At 62.9% G+C, this 23,209-nt stretch carries 20 protein-coding genes and 1 pseudogene; 7 read left to right on the top strand and 14 right to left on the bottom strand.

Going from position 1 to position 23,209, the window contains the following annotated elements:
• Positions 1-19: 19 nt before the first annotated feature.
• On the top strand, positions 20-1,042 hold the full coding sequence (locus tag CLU91_RS00985; protein ID WP_100872591.1) for a Gfo/Idh/MocA family oxidoreductase: 1,023 nt from the start codon (positions 20-22) through the stop codon (positions 1,040-1,042).
• Positions 1,043-1,057: 15 nt separating this feature from the next.
• Here CLU91_RS00985 and CLU91_RS00980 read toward each other — a convergent pair whose 3' ends face one another.
• Both CLU91_RS00980 and CLU91_RS28790 read right to left on the bottom strand, forming a co-directional pair.
• Positions 1,058-1,354: a helix-turn-helix domain-containing transcriptional regulator gene (locus tag CLU91_RS00980; RefSeq protein WP_232730896.1), complete on the bottom strand. Its 297-nt coding sequence runs from the start codon at positions 1,352-1,354 to the stop codon at positions 1,058-1,060.
• Between the two features lie 192 nt (positions 1,355-1,546).
• Positions 1,547-1,750: pseudogene (locus tag CLU91_RS28790) on the bottom strand (type II toxin-antitoxin system RelE/ParE family toxin); the annotation flags it as partial.
• A gap of 238 nt (positions 1,751-1,988) precedes the next feature.
• Here CLU91_RS28790 and CLU91_RS00970 point away from each other — a divergent pair.
• Entirely contained in the window at positions 1,989-3,206 is a 1,218-nt protein-coding gene (locus tag CLU91_RS00970; RefSeq protein ID WP_198521204.1) for a hypothetical protein, read from the top strand.
• Here the strand turns inward: CLU91_RS00970 and CLU91_RS00965 are convergent.
• Positions 3,203-4,576, bottom strand: coding sequence for an MFS transporter (locus tag CLU91_RS00965; protein WP_100876520.1), 1,374 nt, complete (start codon positions 4,574-4,576; stop codon positions 3,203-3,205). The genes CLU91_RS00970 and CLU91_RS00965 overlap by 4 nt on opposite strands.
• A gap of 123 nt (positions 4,577-4,699) precedes the next feature.
• On the opposite strand from CLU91_RS00965, the gene CLU91_RS00960 reads away from it, so the two are divergent.
• Both CLU91_RS00960 and CLU91_RS00955 read left to right on the top strand, forming a co-directional pair.
• On the top strand, positions 4,700-5,341 hold the full coding sequence (locus CLU91_RS00960; RefSeq protein ID WP_232730576.1) for a TetR/AcrR family transcriptional regulator: 642 nt from the start codon (positions 4,700-4,702) through the stop codon (positions 5,339-5,341).
• Between the two features lie 90 nt (positions 5,342-5,431).
• Complete coding sequence (locus tag CLU91_RS00955; RefSeq protein WP_157814532.1) at positions 5,432-6,469, top strand: ParB/Srx family N-terminal domain-containing protein; 1,038 nt, start codon at positions 5,432-5,434, stop codon at positions 6,467-6,469.
• 69 nt (positions 6,470-6,538) lie between these two features.
• Here the strand turns inward: CLU91_RS00955 and CLU91_RS00950 are convergent, their stop codons facing one another.
• From CLU91_RS00950 to CLU91_RS00930, 5 genes are all read right to left on the bottom strand, one after another.
• Positions 6,539-7,648 (bottom strand): ABC transporter ATP-binding protein, encoded by a 1,110-nt coding sequence (locus tag CLU91_RS00950; RefSeq protein ID WP_100872587.1) that lies wholly within the window; start codon positions 7,646-7,648, stop codon positions 6,539-6,541.
• Between the two features lie 9 nt (positions 7,649-7,657).
• Positions 7,658-8,533 carry a carbohydrate ABC transporter permease gene (locus CLU91_RS00945; RefSeq protein WP_071077886.1) on the bottom strand — a complete coding sequence of 292 codons (876 nt, stop codon included), beginning with the start codon at positions 8,531-8,533 and terminating at the stop codon, positions 7,658-7,660.
• The gene (locus CLU91_RS00940; RefSeq protein ID WP_071077887.1) at positions 8,530-9,414 is read right to left on the bottom strand and encodes a carbohydrate ABC transporter permease; all 885 of its coding nucleotides are present in this window, start codon (positions 9,412-9,414) and stop codon (positions 8,530-8,532) included. The genes CLU91_RS00945 and CLU91_RS00940 overlap by 4 nt, the downstream gene beginning before the upstream one ends.
• A 112-nt stretch (positions 9,415-9,526) precedes the next feature.
• Positions 9,527-10,780: an ABC transporter substrate-binding protein gene (locus tag CLU91_RS00935; protein WP_035817882.1), complete on the bottom strand. Its 1,254-nt coding sequence runs from the start codon at positions 10,778-10,780 to the stop codon at positions 9,527-9,529.
• 357 nt (positions 10,781-11,137) lie between these two features.
• Positions 11,138-12,424 carry a maltoporin gene (locus CLU91_RS00930; RefSeq protein WP_100872586.1) on the bottom strand — a complete coding sequence of 429 codons (1,287 nt, stop codon included), beginning with the start codon at positions 12,422-12,424 and terminating at the stop codon, positions 11,138-11,140.
• 344 nt (positions 12,425-12,768) lie between these two features.
• Here CLU91_RS00930 and CLU91_RS00925 point away from each other — a divergent pair, with 344 nt between their 5' ends.
• Positions 12,769-14,682, top strand: a complete 1,914-nt coding sequence (locus tag CLU91_RS00925) for a glucokinase (protein WP_100872585.1) — start codon at positions 12,769-12,771, stop codon at positions 14,680-14,682.
• Positions 14,666-15,754 (top strand): LacI family DNA-binding transcriptional regulator, encoded by a 1,089-nt coding sequence (locus CLU91_RS00920; protein WP_100872584.1) that lies wholly within the window; start codon positions 14,666-14,668, stop codon positions 15,752-15,754. The genes CLU91_RS00925 and CLU91_RS00920 overlap by 17 nt, the downstream gene beginning before the upstream one ends.
• Positions 15,755-15,776: 22 nt before the next feature.
• Here the strand turns inward: CLU91_RS00920 and CLU91_RS00915 are convergent, their stop codons facing one another.
• The 6 genes from CLU91_RS00915 to CLU91_RS00890 all read right to left on the bottom strand — a co-directional run bounded on the left by CLU91_RS00915 (position 15,777) and on the right by CLU91_RS00890 (position 22,676).
• Complete coding sequence (locus CLU91_RS00915) at positions 15,777-17,417, bottom strand: diguanylate cyclase domain-containing protein (protein ID WP_100872583.1); 1,641 nt, start codon at positions 17,415-17,417, stop codon at positions 15,777-15,779.
• Positions 17,418-17,987: 570 nt separating this feature from the next.
• Positions 17,988-18,440 (bottom strand): hemerythrin domain-containing protein, encoded by a 453-nt coding sequence (locus CLU91_RS00910; protein ID WP_232730895.1) that lies wholly within the window; start codon positions 18,438-18,440, stop codon positions 17,988-17,990.
• 183 nt (positions 18,441-18,623) lie between these two features.
• Positions 18,624-19,559: a carbohydrate kinase family protein gene (locus CLU91_RS00905; protein ID WP_100872581.1), complete on the bottom strand. Its 936-nt coding sequence runs from the start codon at positions 19,557-19,559 to the stop codon at positions 18,624-18,626.
• Positions 19,556-20,770: an AGE family epimerase/isomerase gene (locus CLU91_RS00900; RefSeq protein ID WP_198521203.1), complete on the bottom strand. Its 1,215-nt coding sequence runs from the start codon at positions 20,768-20,770 to the stop codon at positions 19,556-19,558. The genes CLU91_RS00905 and CLU91_RS00900 overlap by 4 nt, the downstream gene beginning before the upstream one ends.
• 68 nt (positions 20,771-20,838) lie before the next feature.
• Positions 20,839-21,837: a tetratricopeptide repeat protein gene (locus CLU91_RS00895; protein WP_198521202.1), complete on the bottom strand. Its 999-nt coding sequence runs from the start codon at positions 21,835-21,837 to the stop codon at positions 20,839-20,841.
• The gene (locus tag CLU91_RS00890; RefSeq protein ID WP_198521201.1) at positions 21,834-22,676 is read right to left on the bottom strand and encodes a tetratricopeptide repeat protein; all 843 of its coding nucleotides are present in this window, start codon (positions 22,674-22,676) and stop codon (positions 21,834-21,836) included. Before CLU91_RS00890 ends, CLU91_RS00895 begins: the two co-directional genes overlap by 4 nt.
• Positions 22,677-22,810: 134 nt before the next feature.
• Between CLU91_RS00890 and CLU91_RS00885 the strand changes: the two genes are divergently transcribed.
• Positions 22,811-23,200, top strand: coding sequence for a DUF1090 family protein (locus tag CLU91_RS00885; protein WP_157814531.1), 390 nt, complete (start codon positions 22,811-22,813; stop codon positions 23,198-23,200).
• Positions 23,201-23,209: the final 9 nt, after the last annotated feature.

Raw genomic sequence — 23,209 nt, 5'->3', positions numbered from 1 at the left:
AAAAATACCTGGAGACACCATGTCATCCCCAACATTAAAAGTCGGCATCGTCGGCCTGGGCCGGCTGGGCCAGCGCCATGCCATCAACCTGGCGCAGCGCGTGCCGAACGCCGAAGTCGTCGCCGCCTGCAGCCCCGTACCCACCGAACTGGACTGGGCCGCCAGCATGCTCGGCGTCACCACCGGCTATGCCGATTACGACGCCCTGCTGGCCCACCCGGGCCTGGACGCCGTCTTTCTCGTCACGCCCACCTCGCTGCATGCGGACCAGATCATCGCCGCCCTGCGCGCCGGCAAGCACGTGTTTTGCGAAAAACCGCTGTCGCTGGACCTGGCCGACTGCCTGAAGGTGGAAGCGGAAGCGGCGCGCCACCCTCAGTTGACGATCATGATCGGTTTCGTGCGCCGTTTTGACGCCAGCTACCATGACGCGCAGCAAAAGATCGCCCAGGGCCTCATCGGCAAGCCGTATCTGGTGCGTTCGCAAACCTGCGACCAGAACGACCCCAGCGGCGCCTTCATGCGCTTCGCCCCCACCAGCGGCGGCATCTTCCTCGATTGCAGCGTGCACGACATCGACCTGGCGCGCTGGCTGCTGGGCAACCCCGTGCCCAAACGCGTGTATGCGAGCGGCACCAACGCCATCCACACGGGCTTGCAGGCGTTCGGCGACGTCGACAATGGCCTGGCCACGGTCGAATTTTCCGATGGCAGCATGGCCAGCTTCATGGCATCGCGCACCATGGCGCATGGCCATGAAACTCTGACGGAAGTGTTCGGCACGGGCGGCCGCCTGGCCGTGGGCAGCAATCCGCGCCTGAACCGCGTGGAAATTTCGGATGCGCATGGCGTGCGCACTGAGTGCACGCCGGACTTCTATGCCCGCTTCGCCGATGCCTTTTTGATCGAGGCGAAGGAGTTTACGGATGCAGCACTGGGCCGGCGCACCTTGTCGCTGACTTTGCACGACGCGACGGAAGCGACGCGCATCGGCCTGGCCATGACGCAGGCCATGCGCGAGGCACGGCCCGTGGAATTCTAGCCGCGTGCCAAGAACTCAGGCAGCCGGTGCGGGAAATGAACGTTCGGGCTGCCTGGGTTCCACCGCCAGCCGCAAGCCCATGGCATCGAGGATGGCCGTCAAGGTGCTCAAGGATGGATTGCCATCGGGCGACAGGGTGCGGTACAGCTGGGTAGGATTGAGCTTGGCCGCCTGCGCCACGGCAGGCACGCCGCCAAAGGCACGCGTCAGCTGGCGCAGCACGGCCAGCAGTTCGCCGAGATCACCATCGGCGAGGATATTGTTGATCAATTCAAGGGCGAGATCGGGATCGTCGCGGTACAGCTCAGCCATCGCTTCGTCATGCGAGCGGTCTCTTGGTGGTTTGCTCATGACCTGTTTCACGTCCTCTTTCATGTCCTCTCTCCTTCCAGTCGTGCCAGCAGGCACAGGCGTATTCGATATCTTTCGGTTGCGTGCGCTTGTCGCCACGCGCTTGTCGCCACCACACAGCAATAAAATAATCTGGCCGCCGTCGATGGCATAGTAAATACGATAACCGGCGCCCACATCGATGCGCAACTCCCACACGCCGTCGTGACAAAATTTATGGTCGCCAAAATTGCCGGGCATCATGCGCAGCACGCGCCGCACGATGGCCACCCTGGCCGTATTGTCGCGCTGGCGTTTCAGCCATTCCGTATATAAATCCCTGCCCGATGACGTCAGGTAGTGCCGGATCTCGTACATCATATTCGTCCATAAACGAAGAAAGATCAAGGAGAAAATCACGTAAGCACGAAAAAAGACGACCACGCCATCTTGCTACCAAACCCGCATGCGCAGGCCGCAAATGCCGGGGTCACTGATGTATATCAAGATGCGTTTCTCTAATTGTTATAGGGAAATGATGTGACAGGTGCATGCCGCGCCTGCGCGCCATTGCGCTATACAATAAGCGCCTGCCCAACAGCACAATCAGGCCGCCATGACGAACAACGACAGCAACTCCCCCCTTCACGCCGACGTGGCCGAACGCTACGTCAAGCTGGTCCTGGCCATGGGCCAGCACGATGCCTCGTATGTCGACGCGTATTACGGACCGCCCGCATGGCAACAGGAAGCGGTAGAACAGCCACAGAGTTTGAGCGATATCCAGGCCGCGACAGACAAGGCGCTGGCCCTGCTGGCAGACGCATCCTGCCTGCGCGCCCTCAACCTGCGCAAGCAGCTGCAAGCCGTGCTGGCCAAGGCGGACATGCTGCAAGGCACACGCCTCGATTTCGATACGGAAAGCGCGCGCCTGTACGACGCCGTCTCGCCCCATCACAGCCGCGCATACTATGAAGCACTGGTGGCGCAGATCGACGCGCTGCTGCCCGGCGACGGCACGGTCAGCGACAGGGTCAACGCCTTGCGCGCGCAACTCGTCGTTCCCGCCGACAAGCTGCGCGCCGTCATGGATGCGGCCATCCGCGCGGGCCGCGAGCGCACCTTGCGCTACATCGCCCTGCCCGAAGGCGAAGATTTTATATTGGAATTCGTTACCGACAAGCCATGGAGCGGCTACAACTGGTACAAGGGCAACTACCAGAGCGTGATCCAGATCAATACCGACTTGCCCGTGTACATCGATCGCGCCGTCGACCTCGGCTGCCATGAAGCGTATCCGGGCCACCACGTCTATAACGTGCTACTCGAACGCGACCTGGTGCGTGGCAAGGGCTGGATGGAATACTGCATCTATCCGCTGTATTCACCGCAATCGCTGATCGCCGAAGGCACGGCCAATTACGGCATCGAACTGAGCTTTACGGATGAAGAACGGCTGGCTTTTGAACAACAGGTGCTGTACCCGCTGGCCGGCCTCGATCCGGCCCTGGCGCCCCGCTATGCGCGACTCAATGCGCTGCTGGCCAAGCTCGGCTATGCCGACAACGACATCGCGCGCCAGTATCTCGAAGGCAGCCTGAGTCGCGAGGAGGCGCTGGAATGGCTGGTCAACGTGCGCCTGTACCCGGCCGAAAAATCGGTGCAGCGCCTGCAGTTCTACGACGCCATGGGCGCTTATGTCATCAATTACAACCTGGGCCAGGACATGGCGAAAGCCTATGTCGAGCGCCAGGGCACGACGCGCGCCGAGCACTGGGCCGCGTTCCGCGATTTGATGTCTTCGCCGCGCGTGCCCAGCGGCTTGCTCGCCTAGGACTGCCTGGCTGGCAGCCAGTACAGCGGCAAGGCAACCGCCAGGCATGCCAGCCCCGCCAGCAGCATGGCCAGCTGGAAGCCGGCGGCGAGTGCGGCAACCTGTCCCGACCGCTCCAGCATGGCGTTGGTACGCAAGCTCATCACGCTGCCCAGCACCGCCACGCCCAGGGTCATGCCTGCCTGGCGCAAGGCATTCATGATGGCCGACGCCATGGCGCCACGCTCGCTGCCCACGCTGGCCATGGCCAGCAAGCCGGTGGCTGGCACGGCCAGTCCCATGGCCACGCCCAGCAAGCCGAACAGGGTACCGACGATGGCATACGGCGTCCGGGGCGCCAAGGTCGCCGTCGCCAGCAGCACCAGTCCCGCCAGCATGTAGCCACCCAACATCAGGCGGCGCAAAGGCACGTGGCGGCTGAGACGGCCAAAGCCCAGGGAAACGATGCCCATGGCGGCAAACTGCGGCAACATGCGCCAGCCGCTGGCTCCCGCCGCCCAGCCCTGGATTTGCTGCAAGTACAGCGAGAAAAAGAACAGGCTGCTGTAGCAGGCAAAGCCCAGCACCAGCGAGGCCAGGTTGACCAGCGCGAAGCTTCGCTCGCGAAACATTCGTAGCGGCAACAAAGGGCGCGGCGCGCGCGCCTCGACGGCAAGGAAGACGATAAAGGCCAGCAGCGCGAACACCAGTGGCGGCCAGGCCGGCGTACTGCCTGAACCCAGCGCGGTCAAGCCATACGTGAGTGCGCCCAGCCAGGCGATGCTCAACACCTGCCCGGTTCGGTCCAGCGCCGCCTGCTCGCGGTAATGACGCTCCGTGATGCCCCAGGCGCCCAGCAGCATGGCCAGCAAACCCAGCGGCAGATTGATCAGGAAGATGCTTTGCCATCCCGTGGCCTCCAGCAGCATGCCGCCCAACAACGGTCCCAGAATCAGCGCCAGCGCACTGAAGGCCGACCAGCCGCCGATCACATGCGCCCGTTCGCGCGGATCCGGAAAAGCATGGCTGAGTATCGGCATCGCGCCTGGAATCAACAAGGCCCCCGCCACGCCCTGCACGGCGCGCCCGGCCAGCAGCAGCGGCAGGCTGGCCGCCAGCGCGCACAGCAGCGAACCGGCGGTAAACAATGCCACGCCCAGCAGCCAGATACGCTTGTGGCCATGCCGGTCGCCCAGCGGGCCAGCCGACAGCATGCAGGCCGACAGGCAGAGCGCGTACGCATTGATCACCCACTGCAAGCCCGCCATGTCCGTCGCCAGCGCCGTCTGCAAGGTCGGCAGGGCCACGTTGACGATGCTGATGTCGAGCGACGCGAGAAAGGTGCCCAGGTAGGCAGCGGCCACCAGGGCCGCGCGGCGATAACGTTGCATGGAGATGCTCCAATTCATGAGTTCTCCTTCATCATACATATCGACTGACCGTCAGTCAATTAAATGGAAATAGCGAGCGGCTGTGCGCTTGGGCTGCGCCGGCGCTTCATTTATACTGGGCGCATGACTACCTCCCGCCCCGCCATGCCCGATGCCGCCGCCACGCCAGCGTCCGCCCGACCCCGCACCAAGCCGGCCGAGATTCGCCTCGATGAATTGATGGCCGCTGCCGAGCAGCTGTTCCTGGACAAGGGCGTGGAAGCGACCACGGTCAGCGACATCACTACCCTGGCGGATGTGGCGAAAGGCACGTTCTATCATTACTTTCCGTCCAAGCAGGAAATGCTGGCGGCGCTGGCCGCACGCTACACCAGCCGCTTCCTGGCCAGCCTGGAAGCGGCCGTTGACCTGTGCATGCCGCACGACTGGGAGGGCCGGCTGCGCGCATGGGTACAGGCCAATGTCGCTACCTATCTGCGTACCTGGCGGCTGCACGACATCGTCTACACGAGCCACCGGCGCAGCCTCGGCATCGAGCCGGCGGACAACCGCGACAAGAACGCCATCCTGGCCCAGCTGGACGCCATCCTCGAGGGCGGCGCGGCAGCGGGCGCATGGCCATTGCCGCAGCCGCGCCTGACGTCCCTGATGATTTACTCGGCCGTGCATGGCGTGACGGACGACGCCATCGCCGCGCAACTGCAGGACAGCAGCGCCTTTGCCGCCGATGTCGCGGACGCCTGCCTGCGCATGCTGGGCCGCTGACGGCGGGCCGCATGAATTGACGCCAGCCTGCGCGGCATCAAGCTGCGGTGCATGGCGTCAGCGATACTGTGTCTTTTGGAGAGGATGGCAATGCACCGGATTTTCCACCGTTCCCCTGCCCTGCTGCTGGCATTGGGCTGCCAGTCGGCATTCCTGCCGCCGGCACTGGCACGCGATGCCGCCACGCTGCCCGCCCTGAGCGCGCGCCAGCAGGCGCTGATGGCCACCGTCGTGGGCAACGCCGCCCATCCGCGCATCCTGCAGGTGCGCCTCGATGAACTGCATCCGACCCAGCCGGCCATCGGCTACGATCAGGTCTATTACAAGCTGGGACGCTATGCGGCCGAAGAAAAACACATCGCCGACATCGCCAGGCCGAAGAAATTCGCCGACCTGTGCGAGGCCAATGGCCAGGGCGACGTCTTGCCCGACACGGCCAATGTGCCTGGCGCCGCCCTGGCCACGCCACCGGCCGGCTACCGCTGCAAGGCGGCCGTGGGCAGCCGCCCGAACGACATGAAAACCGTCGTCATCGGCCCGCAGGGCAAGCTTTATCTGACCGATGGCCACCACACCTTTTCCACCTTCTGGGAGGCCGACGGCGGGCGCAATCATGAATTGAAAGTCTGGGTCAAGGTCAGCGACAATTTCAGCACGCTGGGCGAAGCGGCGTTCTGGGCGCGCATGCACGCAGAAAACAAGGTGTGGCTGAAAGACGGCCGCAACCAGGCCATCACGGCGCAGCAACTGCCGGCCGCCATCGGACTGGCATCGCTGGGCGACGACCCGTACCGCTCGCTCGTCTACTTTACGCGCGAGATCGGCTACAAGCCGCCCGCGCAAGCCACGGAATTTCTCGAATTTTACTGGGCCGGCTGGCTGCGCGGCATGCCGGCGCTGGACCTGGCGCGCATCGACCTGCTTGATCGCGCCGCGTATGCGAATGCGATCTTGCTGGCGGCGCAGGCGATGGTGGCGCTGCAACCCGGCGATATCGTCAGCGGTGGCAAGCGCGCGGCGGACCTGGGTGCGCTGCAGGAAGTCAACCGGGAAGCGTTCGATGAACTGATCGACGACAAGGGCAAGCTACGCCAGTCCATCATGTACAAGAAATCGCTGGCACGATAAGCGCCTGCGCAAACAACAACGGCCCGCCTGTCAGCTGACAGGCGGGCCGTTATCTATGGCAGGTGCCGCTTACGCGATGCGCTCGCCATTGGCCGGATCAAACATGGCCGCTTTCGACAGGTTGAACGACAGCTGCATGGTCTGCCCCGGCAACACGGCTTCGCGCGGATGCGTGCGGCACGTCACGGCCGCGCCGTTCAAGCGTGTCGTCAGCAGGGTATCGGGGCCGGTCGGCTCGACCAGATCGATCAGACAACCGAGTTCCTGGCCCACGTCGCCGTGCGCGCTGCTCATGTCCGTGATCTGTTCCGGACGCACGCCCAGGACCACCTCGCGGCCAGCATAGCTACGCAGCTTGTCGGCGTCGAAAGGCAAGGCCAGGCGCATGCTCTTGCCCGCGTTGTCGATGGCGACAAACACCTCGTTGCCCTCGACGACAGGCTTGACGGTAATGAAATTCATCGACGGCGAGCCGATGAAGCCAGCCACGAACAGGTTGGCCGGATTGTCGTAGATTTCCTGCGGCGTACCCAGCTGCTGCACCACCCCATCCTTCATGACGGCGATCAGGTCGCCCATGGTCATCGCTTCGATCTGGTCATGCGTGACGTAGACGATGGTCGCTTTCAGGCGCTGGTGCAGCAGCTTGATCTCGGCGCGCATTTCCACGCGCAGCTTGGCGTCCAGGTTTGACAGCGGTTCGTCGAACAGGAACAGCGACGGCTTGCGCGAGATGGCGCGGCCCATGGCTACCCTCTGGCGCTGGCCGCCCGACAGCTGCGCCGGACGGCGGTCCAGCAAGTGCGTGATCTGCAAGGTTTCGGCAACGCGCGAGACGATTTCTTCCTGCTCGGCCTTCGGCACCTTTTTTACGTTCAGACCGAACGCGATGTTTTCGCGCACCGTCATCGACGGGTACAGCGCATAGGACTGGAACACCATGGCGATGTCGCGGTCCTTCGGCGGCAAGTCGTTGACGACCTTGCCGTCGATGAGGATTTCGCCCGAGGTGACGCTTTCCAGGCCGGCCACCATGTTGAGCAAGGTCGATTTGCCGGAGCCGGAGCCGCCGACGAGAATCAGGAACTGGCCATCCTTGATCTCGATGTCGATGCCCTTGAGGACTTCGACGCCATTCGTGTACACCTTGCGGATACCGCGTATCGATAAACTGGACATATTATTTCCTTAACCTTTGACTGCGCCTGCGGTCAGACCGCGCACAAAATATCGGCCTGCGACCAGATAGACCAGCAGGGTAGGCAGCGCGGCAATCACCGCGGCCGCCATGTTGACGTTGTATTCCTTCACGCCCGTGGACGTGTTGACCAGATTGTTCAAGCCCACCGTAATCGGTTGCGAATCGCCGCTGGCGAAGACGATACCGAACAGGAAGTCGTTCCAGATCTGCGTGAACTGCCAGATGATGCAGACGACGAAAATCGGACCCGAAATCGGCAGCACGATCTTACGGAAGATCAGGAAGAAGCCGGCGCCATCGATGCGCGCCGCCTTGATCAGCTCTTCCGGCACGCCGATGTAGTAATTGCGGAAGAACAGGGTCGTGAAGGCCGTGCCATACACCACGTGCACGAAGACGAGGCCCGTGGTGGTATTGGCCAGGCCGAATTCGCCCAGCAGGCGCGCCATCGGCAGGATCACCACCTGGAACGGAATGAAGCAGCCCACCAGCAAGGCGGCAAACAGCATTTCCGAACCGCGGAAGCGCCAGTGCGCGAACACATAGCCGTTGAAGGCGCCCAGGAAGGTCGAGATCAGCACGGCGGGTATCACCATCTTGATCGAGTTCCAGAAGAACGGCTGCATGCCGTCGCAAGTGACGCCCGTGCAGGCCGAAGACCAGGCCTTGGACCAGGAGTCGAATTGCCACACGTGCGGCAAGGCCAGCAGGTTGCCGCTGCGGATCTCGTCGAGCGACTTGAACGACGTCGACAGGGTCACGTACAGGGGCACGATGTAGTACACCGCGAACAGGATCAGCAGCAGGTACAGCACCACCCGTCCCAGGGTGAGTTTGTTGTTACGTGTAGGAGTGTGTGTCATCTCATCGCCTTTGCGCTGCGCGTTTCCAGGTACATCAGCGGCACGAGCACGGCCACGATGGTGGCCAGCATCATCATGGCCGATGCCGAGCCCAGGCCCAGCTGGCCGCGGGTGAAGGAAAACTGGTACATGAAGATGGCCGGCACGGACGACGAATTGCCAGGGCCGCCAGCCGTCAGTGCGATGACCAGGTCGAAGCTCTTGATGGCGATGTGCGCGAGGATCAGCAGCACGCTGAAGAACACGGGACGCATGGCGGGAATCACGATGCGCCAGTAGATCGTCGGCAGGGACGCGCCATCGACTTGCGCCGCCTTGATGATTTCATCATCGATGCCGCGCAGGCCGGCCAGGAACAGGGCCATGACGAAGCCCGACGATTGCCATACGCCGGCGATCACCACCGTGTAGATGGCCATGTCGGAATTGACCAGCCAGTCGAAGGTAAACGAGGTCCAGCCCCAGTCGTGCATGACCTTTTCCAGGCCCAGGCTGGGATTGAGCATCCATTTCCAGGCCGTGCCGGTGACGATGAAGGACAGCGCCATCGGATACAGGTAGATGGCGCGCAGCGCGCCTTCGGCGCGGATTTTCTGGTCCAGCAGGATCGCCAGGAACAGGCCGATGGCGATGCTGCAACCGATGAACAGGACACCGAAGATGCCGAGGTTCTTGAGCGAGGTCCACCAGCGCTCATTGTCGAACAGCTCGACGTATTGCACCAGGCCGGCGAACTCGTAGTTCGGCATCAGCCGCGATTCGGTCAGCGACAGCCAACCGGTCAAAAAGATAAAACCATAGACGAATAACAGACTGGCGATGAGCGTGGGGCCCAGCACCATCTGCGGTATCCATCGGTCGAATTGCTTGCGTATGGACATAGGAGAGCCGTAGAGAGAACTGCGTGTGGCGCCGGCCTGGTCGAAGCCAGGGCGGACGCCTGCGATGCATGCAATGCAGCGGGCGCCGGCGAGCGTGCCGGCGCCGTCGTGATTACTTCACTTTTGCCGCTTTGGCCAGGGCTGCAACCGCGTCTTTCGAGCTCATGTTGGTGTTCATGAACTTGGCGATGACGTCGGTGACGGCGCCTTGCGTGGCCGATGGCAGCGCCATGCCGTGCGCGAACGATGGCACCAGGCCGCCGGTCTTGTTGGTGGCGTCCATGTCTTCCATCGATTTCAGGGCGCAAGCGTCAAACTTGTCCTTCGATACGCCGGAACGCACGGGGATGGAACCCTTGTTCAAGTTGAAGATCGACTGGAACTTCGGATTCATGATGGCGTTGGCCAGGGCGATCTGCCCTTTCTTCGCATTCGCATCCTTTTGCGTGAACATGGCAAACGAATCGATGTTGAAGGTGTAGGCCTTGTCCGTGCCAGGCGCTGCCACGCACAGGTAGTCCTTGCCCGGCACCTTGCCGGCGGCCGTGAACTCGCCCTTGGCCCAGTCGCCCATGAACTGGAAACCGGCCTTGTTGTTGATGACCATGGCGGTGGCCAGGTTCCAGTCGCGGCCTGCCGCATCCTTGTCGATGTAGGTCTTCACCTTGCCCAGGGTGTCGAACACCTTGAGCATGGTCGGGCCGGTCAATTCCTTCTGGTCCAGCTTGAGGATGGCTTTTTTGTAGAATTCCGTGCCGCCCACGCCCAGCGCGACCGATTCAAACACGGTGGCGTCCTGCCAAGGCTGGCCGCCGTGGGCAATCGCGATGCCGCCCGATTTCTTGATTTTCTCGGCCGCGTCGAAGAACGCATCCCAGGTGGTCGGGGTGGTGGCCACGCCGGCTTTTTTCAGCACTTCCGGATTGACCCACATCCAGTTGACGCGGTGGACGTTGACGGGAGCGGCAACGTAGTGGCCCTTGTATTTCATGATGTCGGCGACGACTTTCGGCAGCACGGCATCCCATTTGCCTGGAATGGCGGCATCATCGATATTGGCCAGCACGCCTTCAGCGCCCCACTCCTGGATCGATGGGCCCTTGATCTGGGCGGCCGTCGGCGGGTTGCCGGAAATGACGCGGGTTTTCAGCGCGGTCGCGGCGTTTTCGCCAGCACCACCAGCCACGGCGAAGTCTTTCCAGCCGAAGCCGCTTTCTTTCACGATTTGCTGCAACTGGCCCACGGACTTCGCTTCGCCGCCGGAGGTCCAGTAGTGCAACACTTCCACGTCGGTCGCAAACGCGCTGCCGGCAAATGCCAGGGTGGTCAATGCGGCCAGTTGGGTAATCTTGAATTTCAGTTTCATCTCCACATTCCTTTTTTGATCAAGCTTTTAGGGGGCTTCGGCATACGGGGGCCGAAAAAGGTGAAATCTGCGCCTGTACCGGCGCTCTTGTGCTCAGACCCGCTTGCAAACGGGCATCATCTTCAGTGAAAAGACGGCGCCGTGATCCATGACATGCTTACATCGTATTTATATCACGGGACGGCGCCAAAAACGCATCCGCGAAGGATGCGCCAGGTTGATCTGCATTACAAACATCAACACTGAACCAAACCGTCGCGAGCGGCAGTGATTTGTGGCCGAGAAGCGCAGCCGTGCTGGAGCACGGTGAGCATCGCAGGCCGCAAAGCGCGCCGCGCAGCAGGTTTGGTTCGGTGTTTAGAACCAGGTTTCTACCTGGAAACCGTAGGAAGTGCCGCTGGTATTGTTGTTGTAGATCGGGCCGCCGTTGTTCGACGTATTGACCGATGCGGTAGCCGCATCGTTCCATTTGCCGTAGGTAACAAAAGCGCGCAGTTCAGGACGCGACCACAAGCCAGGACCGGCCGAGATCGTCGGCGCGATGGTCAGCTTGGTCAGGCGCTTGGCCGGCTGGCCACCCGCTTGCGTCACTCTGTCCGTGCCCAGTTCGCCCACCAGCTTGAAGTTGTCGGTGAAGGCATACACAGGACGCACGCCGACCGAAGTCCAGGTCGATGAACCTTTGGCGTTCGACTCGTCTTTTTGCCACAGGGCGACGAATTCCATGCCGAAATTGGCCATCGGCTGGATCGCCATATCATTGAAGATGCGCGTGCGTTTCACGTCGGAACCGAAATTGGTGTCGCCCGAAGCGCCGAACTGCGCGCCATTGCCGGTGCCAGGACCGACGCCGTACTGCACGCCAAAGGTGTTGCCGCCGCCGAACACTTTACCTTGACGGTGGAAGGCCGACAGTTGCCAGCCGTTATTGCGCTTGCCAGTGGCGACATCATCCTTGCCTTCGCCGATGATGTAGGTCGCGGCCAGGTCCAGGGTGCCGTTTTCATTGACGGGAATCTCGCCAAAGATGAAGTTCTGGCGCACCGCCGATTTGGTGTTGACGCCGCCGTTCGGCAACGCGATCTTGATGTCGTTGTCCTTGAAGAAGGCATACGAGAATTTACCCGGTCCTGCAGGAATGCGGTCCAGGCCGGCGCCCGTGCCGTTCATGTTGATGTATTGCAGATCCAGCATGTGGATGTCAGGACGGTAGTAGAAGCGTTTACCGATCCAGGCCGTGCCGCCGTTCAGGAAATCGAGTCCCTGCGCTTCGACGTAGGCCTTGACGATGCCCAGTTTGTTGTCGCCGAAATCGGAGTTTGGCGCGTAGGCGTTGACCCAGATGGTGGCCAGGTAGTTCACGCCGCCGGACTTGGCGACGGACTTGGTGTAGCCGAATTCCGTGTAGGCGTCGCACTCATTGCCCAGACGGTATTTCATGGTATTGCCACCCAGGCCGAAGCAGCCTTGCGAACCGCCGCCGCCCGAGGTATTGCTGCCGGCGCCGGCGCGCAGGTAGCCATGGAAGCCTTCGGCGTCGGATGGATACATTGGATCGGCGGCAGCGGAACCGCTGGCGATGGCTAAGACGATGGCAGCTGGCAGCGTTTTCAACACGGCCTTCAACATGGTGCGATGCAGCATGGTAAGTCTCCTCAGTAGTTATTTTTTATCTAGTCATTCGTGGCCGAATGTACTGGCCAGAATTCTTTCCAGCAGGGACATAGTAACTATACTACGAACAAATATCAACATATTATGTTGTAATCCTACGACTACTCTGCGACACTTTATTTGCGTACTGATGTGCGAGTTGACTGCCCTGTTTTTCCGCTGGCGCCAGCGTTTCTGGCGCTGCGCGCAGGCATTTGCGCAGGCACCCTGCATTTTTCGGCACGCGGCACGTATACGAATTAAAATCCTTGGTTTTTGCCCATAACGACAGTGCGCGGCCACGACCGCGCACGCAGACGAGACTAAGCACCGCCATGAAAATTGATGAAAAAATGGAAGTAGCAGGCAGCGATCCGGCGGAGCGTTTCAGTGAAGGGCCGCGTTTGCTGGCCGACATCGGCGGCACGAATGCCCGCTTCGTGCTCGAAACGCGCCAGGGCCACCTGGAAGCGGTGGCCGTGCTGCCCTGCGACGACTACGCGTCGCTGCTCGACGCCATCACCGCCTATATGGATAGCAGCGAGGCGCGCGCCGCCGGTTCGGCGCGCGTGCGCCATGCGGCCATCGCCATCGCCAATCCCATCGACGACGACAATATCCGCATGATGAACCATCACTGGTTCTTCTCGATCGAAGCGATGCGCGCCGCGCTGGGCCTCGACACCTTGCTGGTGGTGAACGACTTCACGGCGCTGGCCATGGCCCTGCCCTATCTGCGGCCCGACCAGCGCCTGCAGATCGGCGGCGGCATGGCGCGCGCCGACAGCGTCATCGGCCTGCTCGGTTCGGGCACGGGCCTGGGCGTGTCGGGCATGATTCCCGCCGAAGACCGCTGGATCGCGCTGGGCAGCGAAGGGGGCCACGTCAGCTTCGCCCCCTGCGACCAGCGCGAGATGGACGTGCTGTCCTTCGCCTGGCGCGAACTGTCGCACGTCTCGGCCGAGCGCCTCGCCTCCGGGCGCGGCCTGGAACTGATCTACCGCGCCCTGTCCGACCGCGCCGGCCGGCATGACGTGCCGCCGCTGCTGGCAGCCGACATCACCAGCCGCGCCCTGAACGATGAATGCGACGTGTGCCTCGAAGCGGTGGACTGCTTTTGCGCCATCCTCGGCTCCATCGCCGGCAACGTCGCCATGACGCTCGGTGCGCTGGGCGGCATCTATATAGGCGGCGGCATCGTGCCGCGCCTGGGTCCCCTGTTCGAACAGTCGCAGTTCCGCGCCCGCTTCGAACAGAAGGGCCGCCTGAACGACTACCTGGCGCAGATCCCCACCTTCCTGATCACGGCAGAACTGCCCACTTTTCTGGGCATCGCCGCCATCCTGGCGCAAAAGCTCAAGCGCGCCCATACCGGCGCACCCGTGCTCGAATCGGTGCGCCAGGCGCGCGGGCGCATGAGCCCATCGGAATGCAAGGTGGCAGACTGGGTGCTGAAAGAACCGAACGCCATGCTCACCTTGCCGATCGCCGAAATCGCCCAGCGGGTGGGCGTGAGCCAGCCGACGGTGATGCGCTTTTGCCGCTCGATCGGCGTGCAGGGCCTGGCCGACTTCAAACTGAAGCTGGCGTCCGGCCTGACGGGCGGCGCCATCACGGTGGCGCACTGCCATGTCGAGATCTCGGACTCCGACGCGGAACTGGCGCGCAAGGTGCTGGGCAATAATGCCTCGGCCGCGCTGGCCCTGCGCGACATGCTCGACGTGAAGGCGCTGACGGCCGCCATCGAACTGCTGCGCGGCGCGCAGCGCGTGGAATTGCTGGCCGTGGGCAGCGCCCGCGTGGTGGCCGACGACATGCAGCACAAGCTGCTCAACCTGGGCATCGTCAGCAGCTTCTTTGCCGATCCGCAGGCGCAGGAAATGAGCGCCGCCATGCTGAAACCGGGCGACGTGGCGCTGGTGATTTCCCGCTCGGGCGCCCTGCCCGAACTGCTGCGCACCGTCAAGGTGGCGCAGGGTTGCGGCGCGCGCGTGCTGGCCATTACGGCCAGCGGTTCGCCGCTGGCCAAGCTGGCCGACGTGCTGCTGACCCTGAACCACCCCGAGGGCAACCTCAATTTCGTGCCCATGATCGTGCGCCTGCTGCAGCTGATGATGCTCGATATCCTGTCGGTGGGACTGGCGCGGCGCGACACGGCGCAGCGCACCAGCGCCGCCGAACTGGAAGAGGGGCAATTGCACGGCATGCGCATCAGCGGCAAGCTGAAATTCGGTGGCCACCTCGAATAAGGCGGCGCACGCCGCCTCCGATACAAGCAGCGGCGCCACCGTGCACGACGTGGCGCGCGTGGCCGGCGTGTCGGCCATGACGGTGTCGCGCGTGATCAACGGGCGCGCCAGCGTCAGCGCGGCCACGCGCGACAAGGTCCAGGCGGCGATCGCCAGCCTGCACTACCAGCCCAACCTGGCAGCCCGTGCCGCCCGCACGGGCACCTTGCGCATCGGCCTGTTGTACAGCAACCCCAGCGCCGCCTTCCTCAGCGAATTTCTCGTCGGCGCCATGGATCAATGCCGCCAGGGCGGCGGCCAGCTGCTACTCGAACGCTGCGAAGACATCGACAGCCAGCGCGCCGGCATCGATTGCCTGGTGGCGGCCGGCGTGGACGGCATCCTGGTGCCGCCGCCCCTGTGCGATTCGCCCGCAGTGCTGGCGCAGCTCAATCAAATGGGCATCCCCGCCATCGCCGTGGCCACGGCGCGCCCCTCGCCCGACGTATCGGCCGTGCGCATCGACGACTATGAAGGCGCGCTGGCCATGACGCGCCATCTGCTTGCGCTGGGCCACCGCGACATCGGCTTCATCGAAGGCGATCCGGCGCACACGCCCGCCCTGCTGCGGCGCCAGGCTTTCGAGGACGGCATGCGCGAAGCGGGCTTGCCAGTGCCGCCGCACAGGGTGGCGCAAGGCTACTTTACGTATCGTTCGGGACTGGACGCGGCGCGCCAGCTGCTGGCGCAAATACCGCGCCCCAGCGCCATCTTCGCCAGCAACGACGACATGGCCGCCGCCACCCTGGCCGTGGCGCACGGCATGGGCTTGCAAGTGCCGGCGGAACTGAGCGTGTGCGGCTTCGACGATACCCCCGTCGCCACCACCGTCTGGCCCGAGCTGACCACCATCCACCAGCCCATCGCCGACATGGCGCGCGCCGCCGTCAGCCTCGTCATCGACGAGATACGCCAGCGCCGCGCAGGAGAACCCGCACCGGCAACGCATCGCCTGATGGAATTTACGCTGGTCGAGCGGGCATCGTCGGGCAGGTATGCGCTGCCGGCGGCCAAGGGCCAACGCAAACCTTGACGCTGCCAGAACAGGCGATGTCCTACAGCGCCTCGGTCAGGGCGGGGCTGCCGATGGAAGTGACGGCATAACCGTTGCGCCCAGCGCTTTTTGCCTGGTAGAGCGCCGTATCGGCCGCCGTCAACAATGTCCCTGCCGTCGTATCGCCCCGGGCGCTGAACGCCAGGCCGACACTGGTGCTGACATGCAGACCGATACCGCCGCAATCGAAGTGCACGACCATCTCCTGCACGATTTTCTTGCCCAGTATCGCGAGCTCGGACTGATCCCTCAGTTGTTCAAAAATAATGACAAACTCGTCGCCGGCAAGGCGCGCCACCGTGTCCGAGGCCCGTACGCAAGCTTTGAGCCGTTTGGCAAATTCAATCAACACCAGATCGCCGATGCCATGCCCATAGGTATCATTTATTTTTTTAAAAAAGTCGATATCCAGATAGGCCAGCGCCAGGCCCGTACCAGCGCGCCGGGCGCGCGTCAATGCCGCGGCCAGCGCCTCGTCAAACATGCGCCTGTTGTGCAGGCCGGTCAGCATGTCCGTACGCGCCAGAGCGGCGAGGTTGCTCTCCGCGGCTTCCCTCTGCAGCGACAGCGCATAGAAGGCACGGCTCAGTTTTCCGAACTCGTCTTTGCGGGCGATATCAAACACCGCAATATCGGCATGGCCGGAGCGTATGCGCACCACATGCCGGCCCAGATCGCCCAAGGGACGCAAGAGCAGCATCACCGCCAGCCAGCCGGCACAACTGGCCAGCAAGGCGACACATGACGAAGCAATGATGACTTGGGCATAAATATCGGTGATCGGCGTGAATGCCTCGCTTTCAGGGTAGACGGCACCGATGATCCAATCGGCCGCATGCAAATGCTTGTACGTGATAATGGCCTGCACGCCCAGCTTGGTTTTACCCTGCATCCAACCGTCGAATCCACGCAATGCGGCCAAGGTGGAAGGCGTAGCCCCACCCTTCTCCTCACTCACCCGTTTCAGGATGCGCGCCGGGTCCGGATGGTGGAGCAGCGTGCCGTCGTCGGTCAACATGAACAGATAACCGCTTTTGCCCGGCTTGAGCTGCTCCCACTGGCCAAAAAATGTCGGGCTTTGCAAATTGATACCGCCAGCGATCATATACAGCAATTTGCCGGCTTCGTCATAGATCGGTTCGGTTACCAGCACAATGGGCTTGCCCGACAACTGGCTCTTGAATGGACGCGATATCACGCCTTCCCTGAGTTTCACGGTATCGATAAAATAGTCACGCGCGGCGAAATTGAGCTTGCCGACCACGCGCCGGTCATTCATGCTGGCAATTAATTTTCCCGTAGCATCAAAGGCGACGAGATTGAAAAATTCCTCGCGCAGGGTTGAATGCTTTTCAATAAATGCCTGCATCCGCTGCGGATGTTCAACCACCTCCGCCGGTAGCCCTTCCGCCAGCACCTTGAGCAGTGCTTTCTTCGCATTCAAGTCTTCGTCGATATATGCCGCCGCACTGGTCAGCAAGGCATATTGCTGATTGCCGATGACCGATACCATCTGCCCTTGCGCAACAGACAGCGACGTGAGCGCAACTGAGCCCGTCGCGCACAGCACCAGCACGCCGACGAGCACCGTCATCTTGAATTTGAAGCTCCAGGGATTGAAAAATTTCCAGATCTTATACATGCGAAACTTCCTTCTCAGCGCCCATGCGCTGTAAAGCGCACAGATCCGGCCAGGTGGCGCCATGCATGGCCCTGGGAGGAATGGCATATTGGTCAGCGCATGGACCTGGCGCCTATCCCCGCAGATGAATACCGTTCCCGGGACAGGCTCTTGACATGGCGAGAGAGCAAATCTTACGCCTTTTCTTGCAAAAATGGCACCCTGGCGCCGCTGAATACTTCCACGCGACCCATATCATCCCAATATAGTGCGCTCCAGCAACGATACCACCAATTGCACCGACGGCGGTGCGCACGTGCTGGCCGCCATCGGCCTCGGGCCGAAACATCAGGCGGATCAGGCGGTACAACAAGCCGCCGATGCTGACGTCGCCCGCCCTGGTACAGGGCCGCGCATATTAAATACGTCGATTGCCGATTCCAGCTGCGCAAGGTGGCAAACGCGCCATCGACAGCGTTGTAGCGGATCTTGACGCCAGCCGTATTGAGCTCCTTGATGGAACGGGGTCGACGTGGCCTGCGCTTCAATGGCGCACAGGCCGATCGCGAACTGAGCGCACGGCCATGGCGCTCACGCCTGCATGTCAGGCAGTTCGATTTCCGCCTTGCGCGCCGCGATCTGGCTGCCCATGGCTTGCAGGTCGAGTTCCGCATCGCGCGCGCGGGGAAAGATCTCGCCCTCCTCTTCCAGCACGTGGTGGTCGATCTGCTCGGACAAGACCTTGACCTTGGCGTCGTATAAATCTTCCCCCGCTTCCATGGCGACGATCTGCGCGATCAGCTCCTTGGCCGATGCGTGCTCGACGATGGCTTCATCGACCAGGTCTTCGTTCGAACGGCTGGCGTCGCGCACGGCGGGATAGAAGATTTCTTCTTCCACCATCGCATGCTTGCTCAGTTCCTCACAGATTTTCAAGGCCAGCTTGCGCTTGCTGGCCAGCGAACGGTCGCTCAGGCCCTCATATTGTTCGAACAGGTCCTTCACGGTTTGATGGTCTTGCGTCAGCAGCTCGATCGCATCCATGTCCGGCATGCCGGCCTGTGTTTGGGAAACGGAAGCTGCCTGAGGTGATTGGGTGGCCATGATGTAGTCTCCAGTTGTACACATGAAGTGCCCATTCTAGACAGCGCCCTGCGCTAGCCATGTAGGAGCATGGCTAGCGCCAAGGTAGGCCAAGCGTGAAGGTGGCTACCTTGTTGATGCAGATCAGGCCAAGTTGACTTCACTGACGACCGTGCGCGCCTCCAGCGACTGCACCAGCTCCACCGAAGGTGGCGCCGCGCCAGCGGCCAGGCAGGCGCCCGCCCCGGCCGCGACGGCAAAGCGCAAGTGCTGGCCACCATCGGCGTCGGGCCGGTACATCAGGCTGTACAGCAAGCCACCGATGCTGGCGTCGCCCGCCCCCACCGAGTCGACCACATCGATGGCGGGCGGCGCCGCCTGCCATGTCCGTTCGCCCCGGTACAGCGCTGCGCCCTGCGCGCCGCGCGTATACAAATACGTGGCGTGCCGGTTCCAGCCGCGCAGCATGGCAAACGCGCCATCGATGTCGCCGTGGCGGAACAGGCCCGCCAGGTCTTCATCGGACACCTTGACCACGTCGGCCAGTTCCACCATGCGACGCAGGGTGGCGTCATAGCGTTCATCCATCATGATGCGGAAATTCGGGTCGTAGCTGATCTTCACGCCAGCCGCCTTGAGTTCCTGCGCCAGCGCCACCAGCTTGCCCGCCAGCGGTTCGCGCGCCAGGCTGATGCCGCCGAAATGCACCCATTGCGCGCCCTGCATCCAGCCGGCCGGCAAAAGCGCCGCGTCGAAATGCAGGTCGGCGCTGTCGTCGCCGATGAAGTAATACGTGGGCGGGTGCAGTTCATGCACGATGGCCAGCAGCGGCGACTTCGCATGGCGCTGCAGGAAGCGCATGTCCAGGCCCGCCACGTCGGTGGCAGCAGCCAGCGCGTCGCCGAAGACGTCGCGGCTGACGGCGCCGGCAAACGCGCTGGGCACGCCCAGGCGCGCCATCACGCGCGCCACGTTCCAGGTCGAGCCGCCCACCTGGCTGCTCCATGTGTCAGGGCCCGTGCGCAGCATGTCCGTCAGCGCTTCGCCAGCCGACACAAAAGTTGGAAAAGAGGTGCTCATGCCGCACCGCCAATCGCGTTCAGCACTTCATAACAGGCGCCCATGGTGTGGTAATCGGTCTTGCCGGCCGGGCTTTTTTCGTTGCTGATTTTTTGATTCTCGGGCGTCAAAATGCGGTACCAGGCGCCGTGTTCATGGTCGACGAAGTGCGCCCAGCTGTAGTCCCAGATCTTGTCATAGCTTTGCCAGTAGGCGTCGTCGCCCGTGCGCGCGGCCAGCACGGCGGCGGCGGCGAAGCTTTCCGCCTGCACCCAGAAGTATTTGTCGCCATCGCAGATTTCATCGTGCGGGCCGAAACCGTAATGGATGCCGCCATGCGCGCCATCCCAGGCCTTGGCCAGGGCCGTGTCGTACAGGGCGCGCGCGCGCGGCAGCAGCCAGTCGGACGGGCCGGCCATAAACCGGCTGTGCCGCTCCATGATCAGCAGCAGCTTGGCCCATTCCGTGAAGTGGCCGGGCTGGTAGCCCCACGGGCGGAAGATATTGCTCTTGTCGTGCAGGTTGTAATTCCAGTCGATCGCCCAGTCGGGCGTGTAGTGCTCCCATATCATGCCGTTCGCCAGGCCCGCCTGGCGCACCGTGATGTTGTGCGCCAAGGTTTCGGCGCGGTGCAGGTAGCGTGCTTCGCCCGTCGCTTCGAACGCGGCCAGCATCGCTTCGCACGCGTGCATGTTGGCGTTCTGGCCACGGTAGCCATCCAGAACAGACCAGTCGGCGCTGGCCACGTCCGCGTACAGGCCGTGTTCGGGCAGCCAGAAGCGCTGCTCCATCAGTTCAAACGTTTCGTCCAGATACGCGCGCGCTTCCGGCAAGCCCGCCTGCAAGGCATGTGCATACGCCAGCAGCACGAAGGCCAGGCCATAGCAGTGGTTGGCGCCGTCTTCCACCGTCTTGACGCCGTCTTGCCATGTCAATTGCCAGGCGTAGCCGCCCGTGGCCGGGTCGCGGTGCGCGTCGCGCAAGAAGGCCACGCCGTGGCGCACGGCCGCCAGGTAATCGTCGCCGCCGAAACGGCGGTAGGCCATGGCGTAATTGAAGATGAAGCGCGTGCTGCTGACCAGATGCCGCGTGGCCGCGTCGTACACGGTGCCATCGTCGAGGAAGAAGTGATAGAAGCCGCCGCTGGGGTCAATGGCACGCGGGTGATAAAAGTGCATCGTGTGCAGGATATGCGCTTCGAGCATCGCCTTGGAGCGGAAATCGGGATTCATCGGTTTCTCATGATATTGTTATCGATAACAATGATGATAGCATGCCGTTTCCGCGCCGTCATGCCCCCTCAGGGCGTCTTGGCCAGCCTGAGCTTTTCACGCCACAGTGCGGCCTGCGCGGGGTCGGCCGCCTGCTGCAGCTCGCCCTTGTCGTATACCCTGACCAGCCGTTCCATGGCTTCCGCGTCGCCCTGCTTTGCCGCCAGCAGGTACAAGGAGAACGGTTCAGGAGCCGGCCCTTGCCGGGTAGGACCGCCGCGGCCCTGCTCCAGCAGCCGCGCAAAACCCGTCTGGCCCGGAGGACTTTTGGCGATGGCCGCCATCTCGTACCAGCCCAGGGCCGCCTCGTCGCTCTGCGGCACGCCCTGCCCCACCTCATATGAATACGCGACATTGTTCAAGCCGGAAGGGTCGAGCGCCTTGGCCGCGCGCATGTACCAAGTGAACGCTTCCTTGCGCTGCGCGTCATCCTTGGCCGTCATCATCAGGCGGTAGCCGATTTCATTGTAGGCAGGGATGAAGCCATTCTCGGCATAGTGTTTGAGCCAGTGCAGCGCATGCGCCTGTTCTGCCGCGCTGCTGTGGATGTTTTCAAAGTGCATGGCCACGGTGAAGTTGGCCAGCTCGACGCCTTGCGCGGCGCCCTTGCGCGACCAGTATTCGCCCAGTTTGCGGTCGATGGCCATGCCCTGGCCCAGGGTATAGGCCACGCCCAGGAATGCCTGCGCCGGGCCATAGCCGCCTTCGGCCGATTTCTGCATCCACGCCAGGCCGGCGTCGACGTCACGCGGCGTGCCCTCGCCGTCGTGCAGCATCTGCGCCAGGTCCAGCTGGGCAGCGACATCGCCGCCTTCGGCAGCGATACGCGCTTTCCCGAAGGCGGCGACCTTGTCCGGCGACAGGTCGGCCGGGCGGTTGATCACGGCCTGCACGCGCGCGCGCATGGCGTCGAGACCGGACATGTCGAATTCGGCCAGCGCCGGATGCTGGCGCGGCTGCGCTTCGGCTGGCTGGGCCAGCACGCTCTGCGCCAGCGCCAGGCTCAATACAAACAGCATGGTCTTCATTGCTTTTCCTTCTCGGCCAGTTTTGCGCGCCATTCGGCAGCGTCTTCGGCATTCGCCTGTTGTCCCAGTTCGCCCTTGACGTAGACGTCAATCATGCGCCGCATGGCGGGCACGTCGCCGCTCCATCCCGCCCGCTCGTACCAGACCAGGGCCCACTTGTCCGACTGTTTTACTCCCAGGCCCAGCTCGTGCGCGCGGGCCAGGTTGCGCATGCCGGCCGGCTGCTTTTCACGCGCCGATCGGTCATACCAATGGAAGGCCTCGCCGCGATCCTGTGCATCGGTGGCGGCGCGCATCAGGTGCTCGCCCAGCGCATTATAGGCGGGCACAAAGTGCTGCTCGTTCGCCGCCGCCTTCAGCCAGGTGATGGCCAGCGCCTGCTCTTCGGCACTGCTGCCGCCATCGATGAATTCCAGCGCCAGGATGGTCTGCGCAAGCGCATCGCCCTGTGCCACGCCCTTGCGCAGCCAGTATTCACCCTGCACACGGTCGACGGGCACCTTGCCACCGACAGTATAGGACAGGCCCAAAGCCGCTTGCGCCGGCGCATAGCCGCCCTCGGCCGACTTGCGTATCCAGGCCATCGACTGCGCCATATCTTGCGGCGCGCCCACGCCCAGCTGCAGCATGCGCGCCAGGTCCAGCTGTGCCTCCACGTCGCCCGTTTCCGCCAGCCGCCGGGTCTCGGCAAATTCGGCGATGCTTTCCTGACTATGGGTAGTCACATCGGCCCGTGCCTTGATGGCGAGCAGCTGCAGATCGAGCAAGGTGGGCGAAGTTTGCGCCAGGACGGGCAGCGGCAGCAGAAAAGGCAGCAGACAGAGTAATTTCTTGGGCATGCGGCGGTATCGGGAAGAAGAAAACACGCATGGTAGCCGATGCCCGGCCGGACAGGCGCGCACTGCAGGCGAAGTTTGACAGGGCATCCCGGCGGGCTTACATTGCACGAGCTTATCACTTATACAGGAACGCCATGAACCGCCTCGCCACCACCGCCTTGACCCTGCTGCTCGCCGCGGCCTCCGTGGGCGTCAGCGCCGCAGACACCCAGCTGGCCGGCTGCGCCGCCAAGCGCGAAAACATCCGCAGCGAATTGCGCCTGGCGCAGGAACAGGGCCTGTCCGACAAGGTCGCGGGCCTGACGCGCGCGCTCGACGAGGTCAATGCCCACTGCCGCGACAGCAGCCTGGCCGAACGCCACAACAAGAAGGTGCTGAAGGCACAGGCGAAGGTCAATCAGACGGAGCGTTCGCTGCGCCTGGCCCAGGAAGCCAATAAACAGCCGAAGAAAATCGCCAAGCTGGAAGGCAAGCTGGAAAAAGCCAGGGCGGAACTGGCCGCCCTGCAGGCGCAGCAACCCTGACGGCAAGGG

Source organism: Janthinobacterium sp. 64, assembly GCF_002813325.1.
GTDB lineage: Bacteria > Pseudomonadota > Gammaproteobacteria > Burkholderiales > Burkholderiaceae_D > Janthinobacterium.
This window is presented reverse-complemented; position numbering and strand designations above follow the sequence as displayed.

Bases quoted from the DNA above. Each gene is read 5' to 3' on its own strand.
- CLU91_RS00985 (WP_100872591.1), top strand. From the start codon at position 20: ATGTCATCCCCAACATTAAAAGTCGGCATCGTCGGCCTGGGCCGGCTG.
- CLU91_RS00980 (WP_232730896.1), bottom strand. From the start codon at position 1,354: ATGGCTGAGCTGTACCGCGACGATCCCGATCTCGCCCTTGAATTGATC.
- CLU91_RS00970 (WP_198521204.1), top strand. From the start codon at position 1,989: ATGACGAACAACGACAGCAACTCCCCCCTTCACGCCGACGTGGCCGAA.
- CLU91_RS00965 (WP_100876520.1), bottom strand. From the start codon at position 4,576: ATGCAACGTTATCGCCGCGCGGCCCTGGTGGCCGCTGCCTACCTGGGC.
- CLU91_RS00960 (WP_232730576.1), top strand. From the start codon at position 4,700: ATGACTACCTCCCGCCCCGCCATGCCCGATGCCGCCGCCACGCCAGCG.
- CLU91_RS00955 (WP_157814532.1), top strand. From the start codon at position 5,432: ATGCACCGGATTTTCCACCGTTCCCCTGCCCTGCTGCTGGCATTGGGC.
- CLU91_RS00950 (WP_100872587.1), bottom strand. From the start codon at position 7,648: ATGTCCAGTTTATCGATACGCGGTATCCGCAAGGTGTACACGAATGGC.
- CLU91_RS00945 (WP_071077886.1), bottom strand. From the start codon at position 8,533: ATGACACACACTCCTACACGTAACAACAAACTCACCCTGGGACGGGTG.
- CLU91_RS00940 (WP_071077887.1), bottom strand. From the start codon at position 9,414: ATGTCCATACGCAAGCAATTCGACCGATGGATACCGCAGATGGTGCTG.
- CLU91_RS00935 (WP_035817882.1), bottom strand. From the start codon at position 10,780: ATGAAACTGAAATTCAAGATTACCCAACTGGCCGCATTGACCACCCTG.
- CLU91_RS00930 (WP_100872586.1), bottom strand. From the start codon at position 12,424: ATGCTGCATCGCACCATGTTGAAGGCCGTGTTGAAAACGCTGCCAGCT.
- CLU91_RS00925 (WP_100872585.1), top strand. From the start codon at position 12,769: ATGAAAATTGATGAAAAAATGGAAGTAGCAGGCAGCGATCCGGCGGAG.
- CLU91_RS00915 (WP_100872583.1), bottom strand. From the start codon at position 17,417: ATGTATAAGATCTGGAAATTTTTCAATCCCTGGAGCTTCAAATTCAAG.
- CLU91_RS00910 (WP_232730895.1), bottom strand. From the start codon at position 18,440: ATGGATGCGATCGAGCTGCTGACGCAAGACCATCAAACCGTGAAGGAC.
- CLU91_RS00905 (WP_100872581.1), bottom strand. From the start codon at position 19,559: ATGAGCACCTCTTTTCCAACTTTTGTGTCGGCTGGCGAAGCGCTGACG.
- CLU91_RS00900 (WP_198521203.1), bottom strand. From the start codon at position 20,770: ATGAATCCCGATTTCCGCTCCAAGGCGATGCTCGAAGCGCATATCCTG.
- CLU91_RS00895 (WP_198521202.1), bottom strand. From the start codon at position 21,837: ATGAAGACCATGCTGTTTGTATTGAGCCTGGCGCTGGCGCAGAGCGTG.
- CLU91_RS00890 (WP_198521201.1), bottom strand. From the start codon at position 22,676: ATGCCCAAGAAATTACTCTGTCTGCTGCCTTTTCTGCTGCCGCTGCCC.
- CLU91_RS00885 (WP_157814531.1), top strand. From the start codon at position 22,811: ATGAACCGCCTCGCCACCACCGCCTTGACCCTGCTGCTCGCCGCGGCC.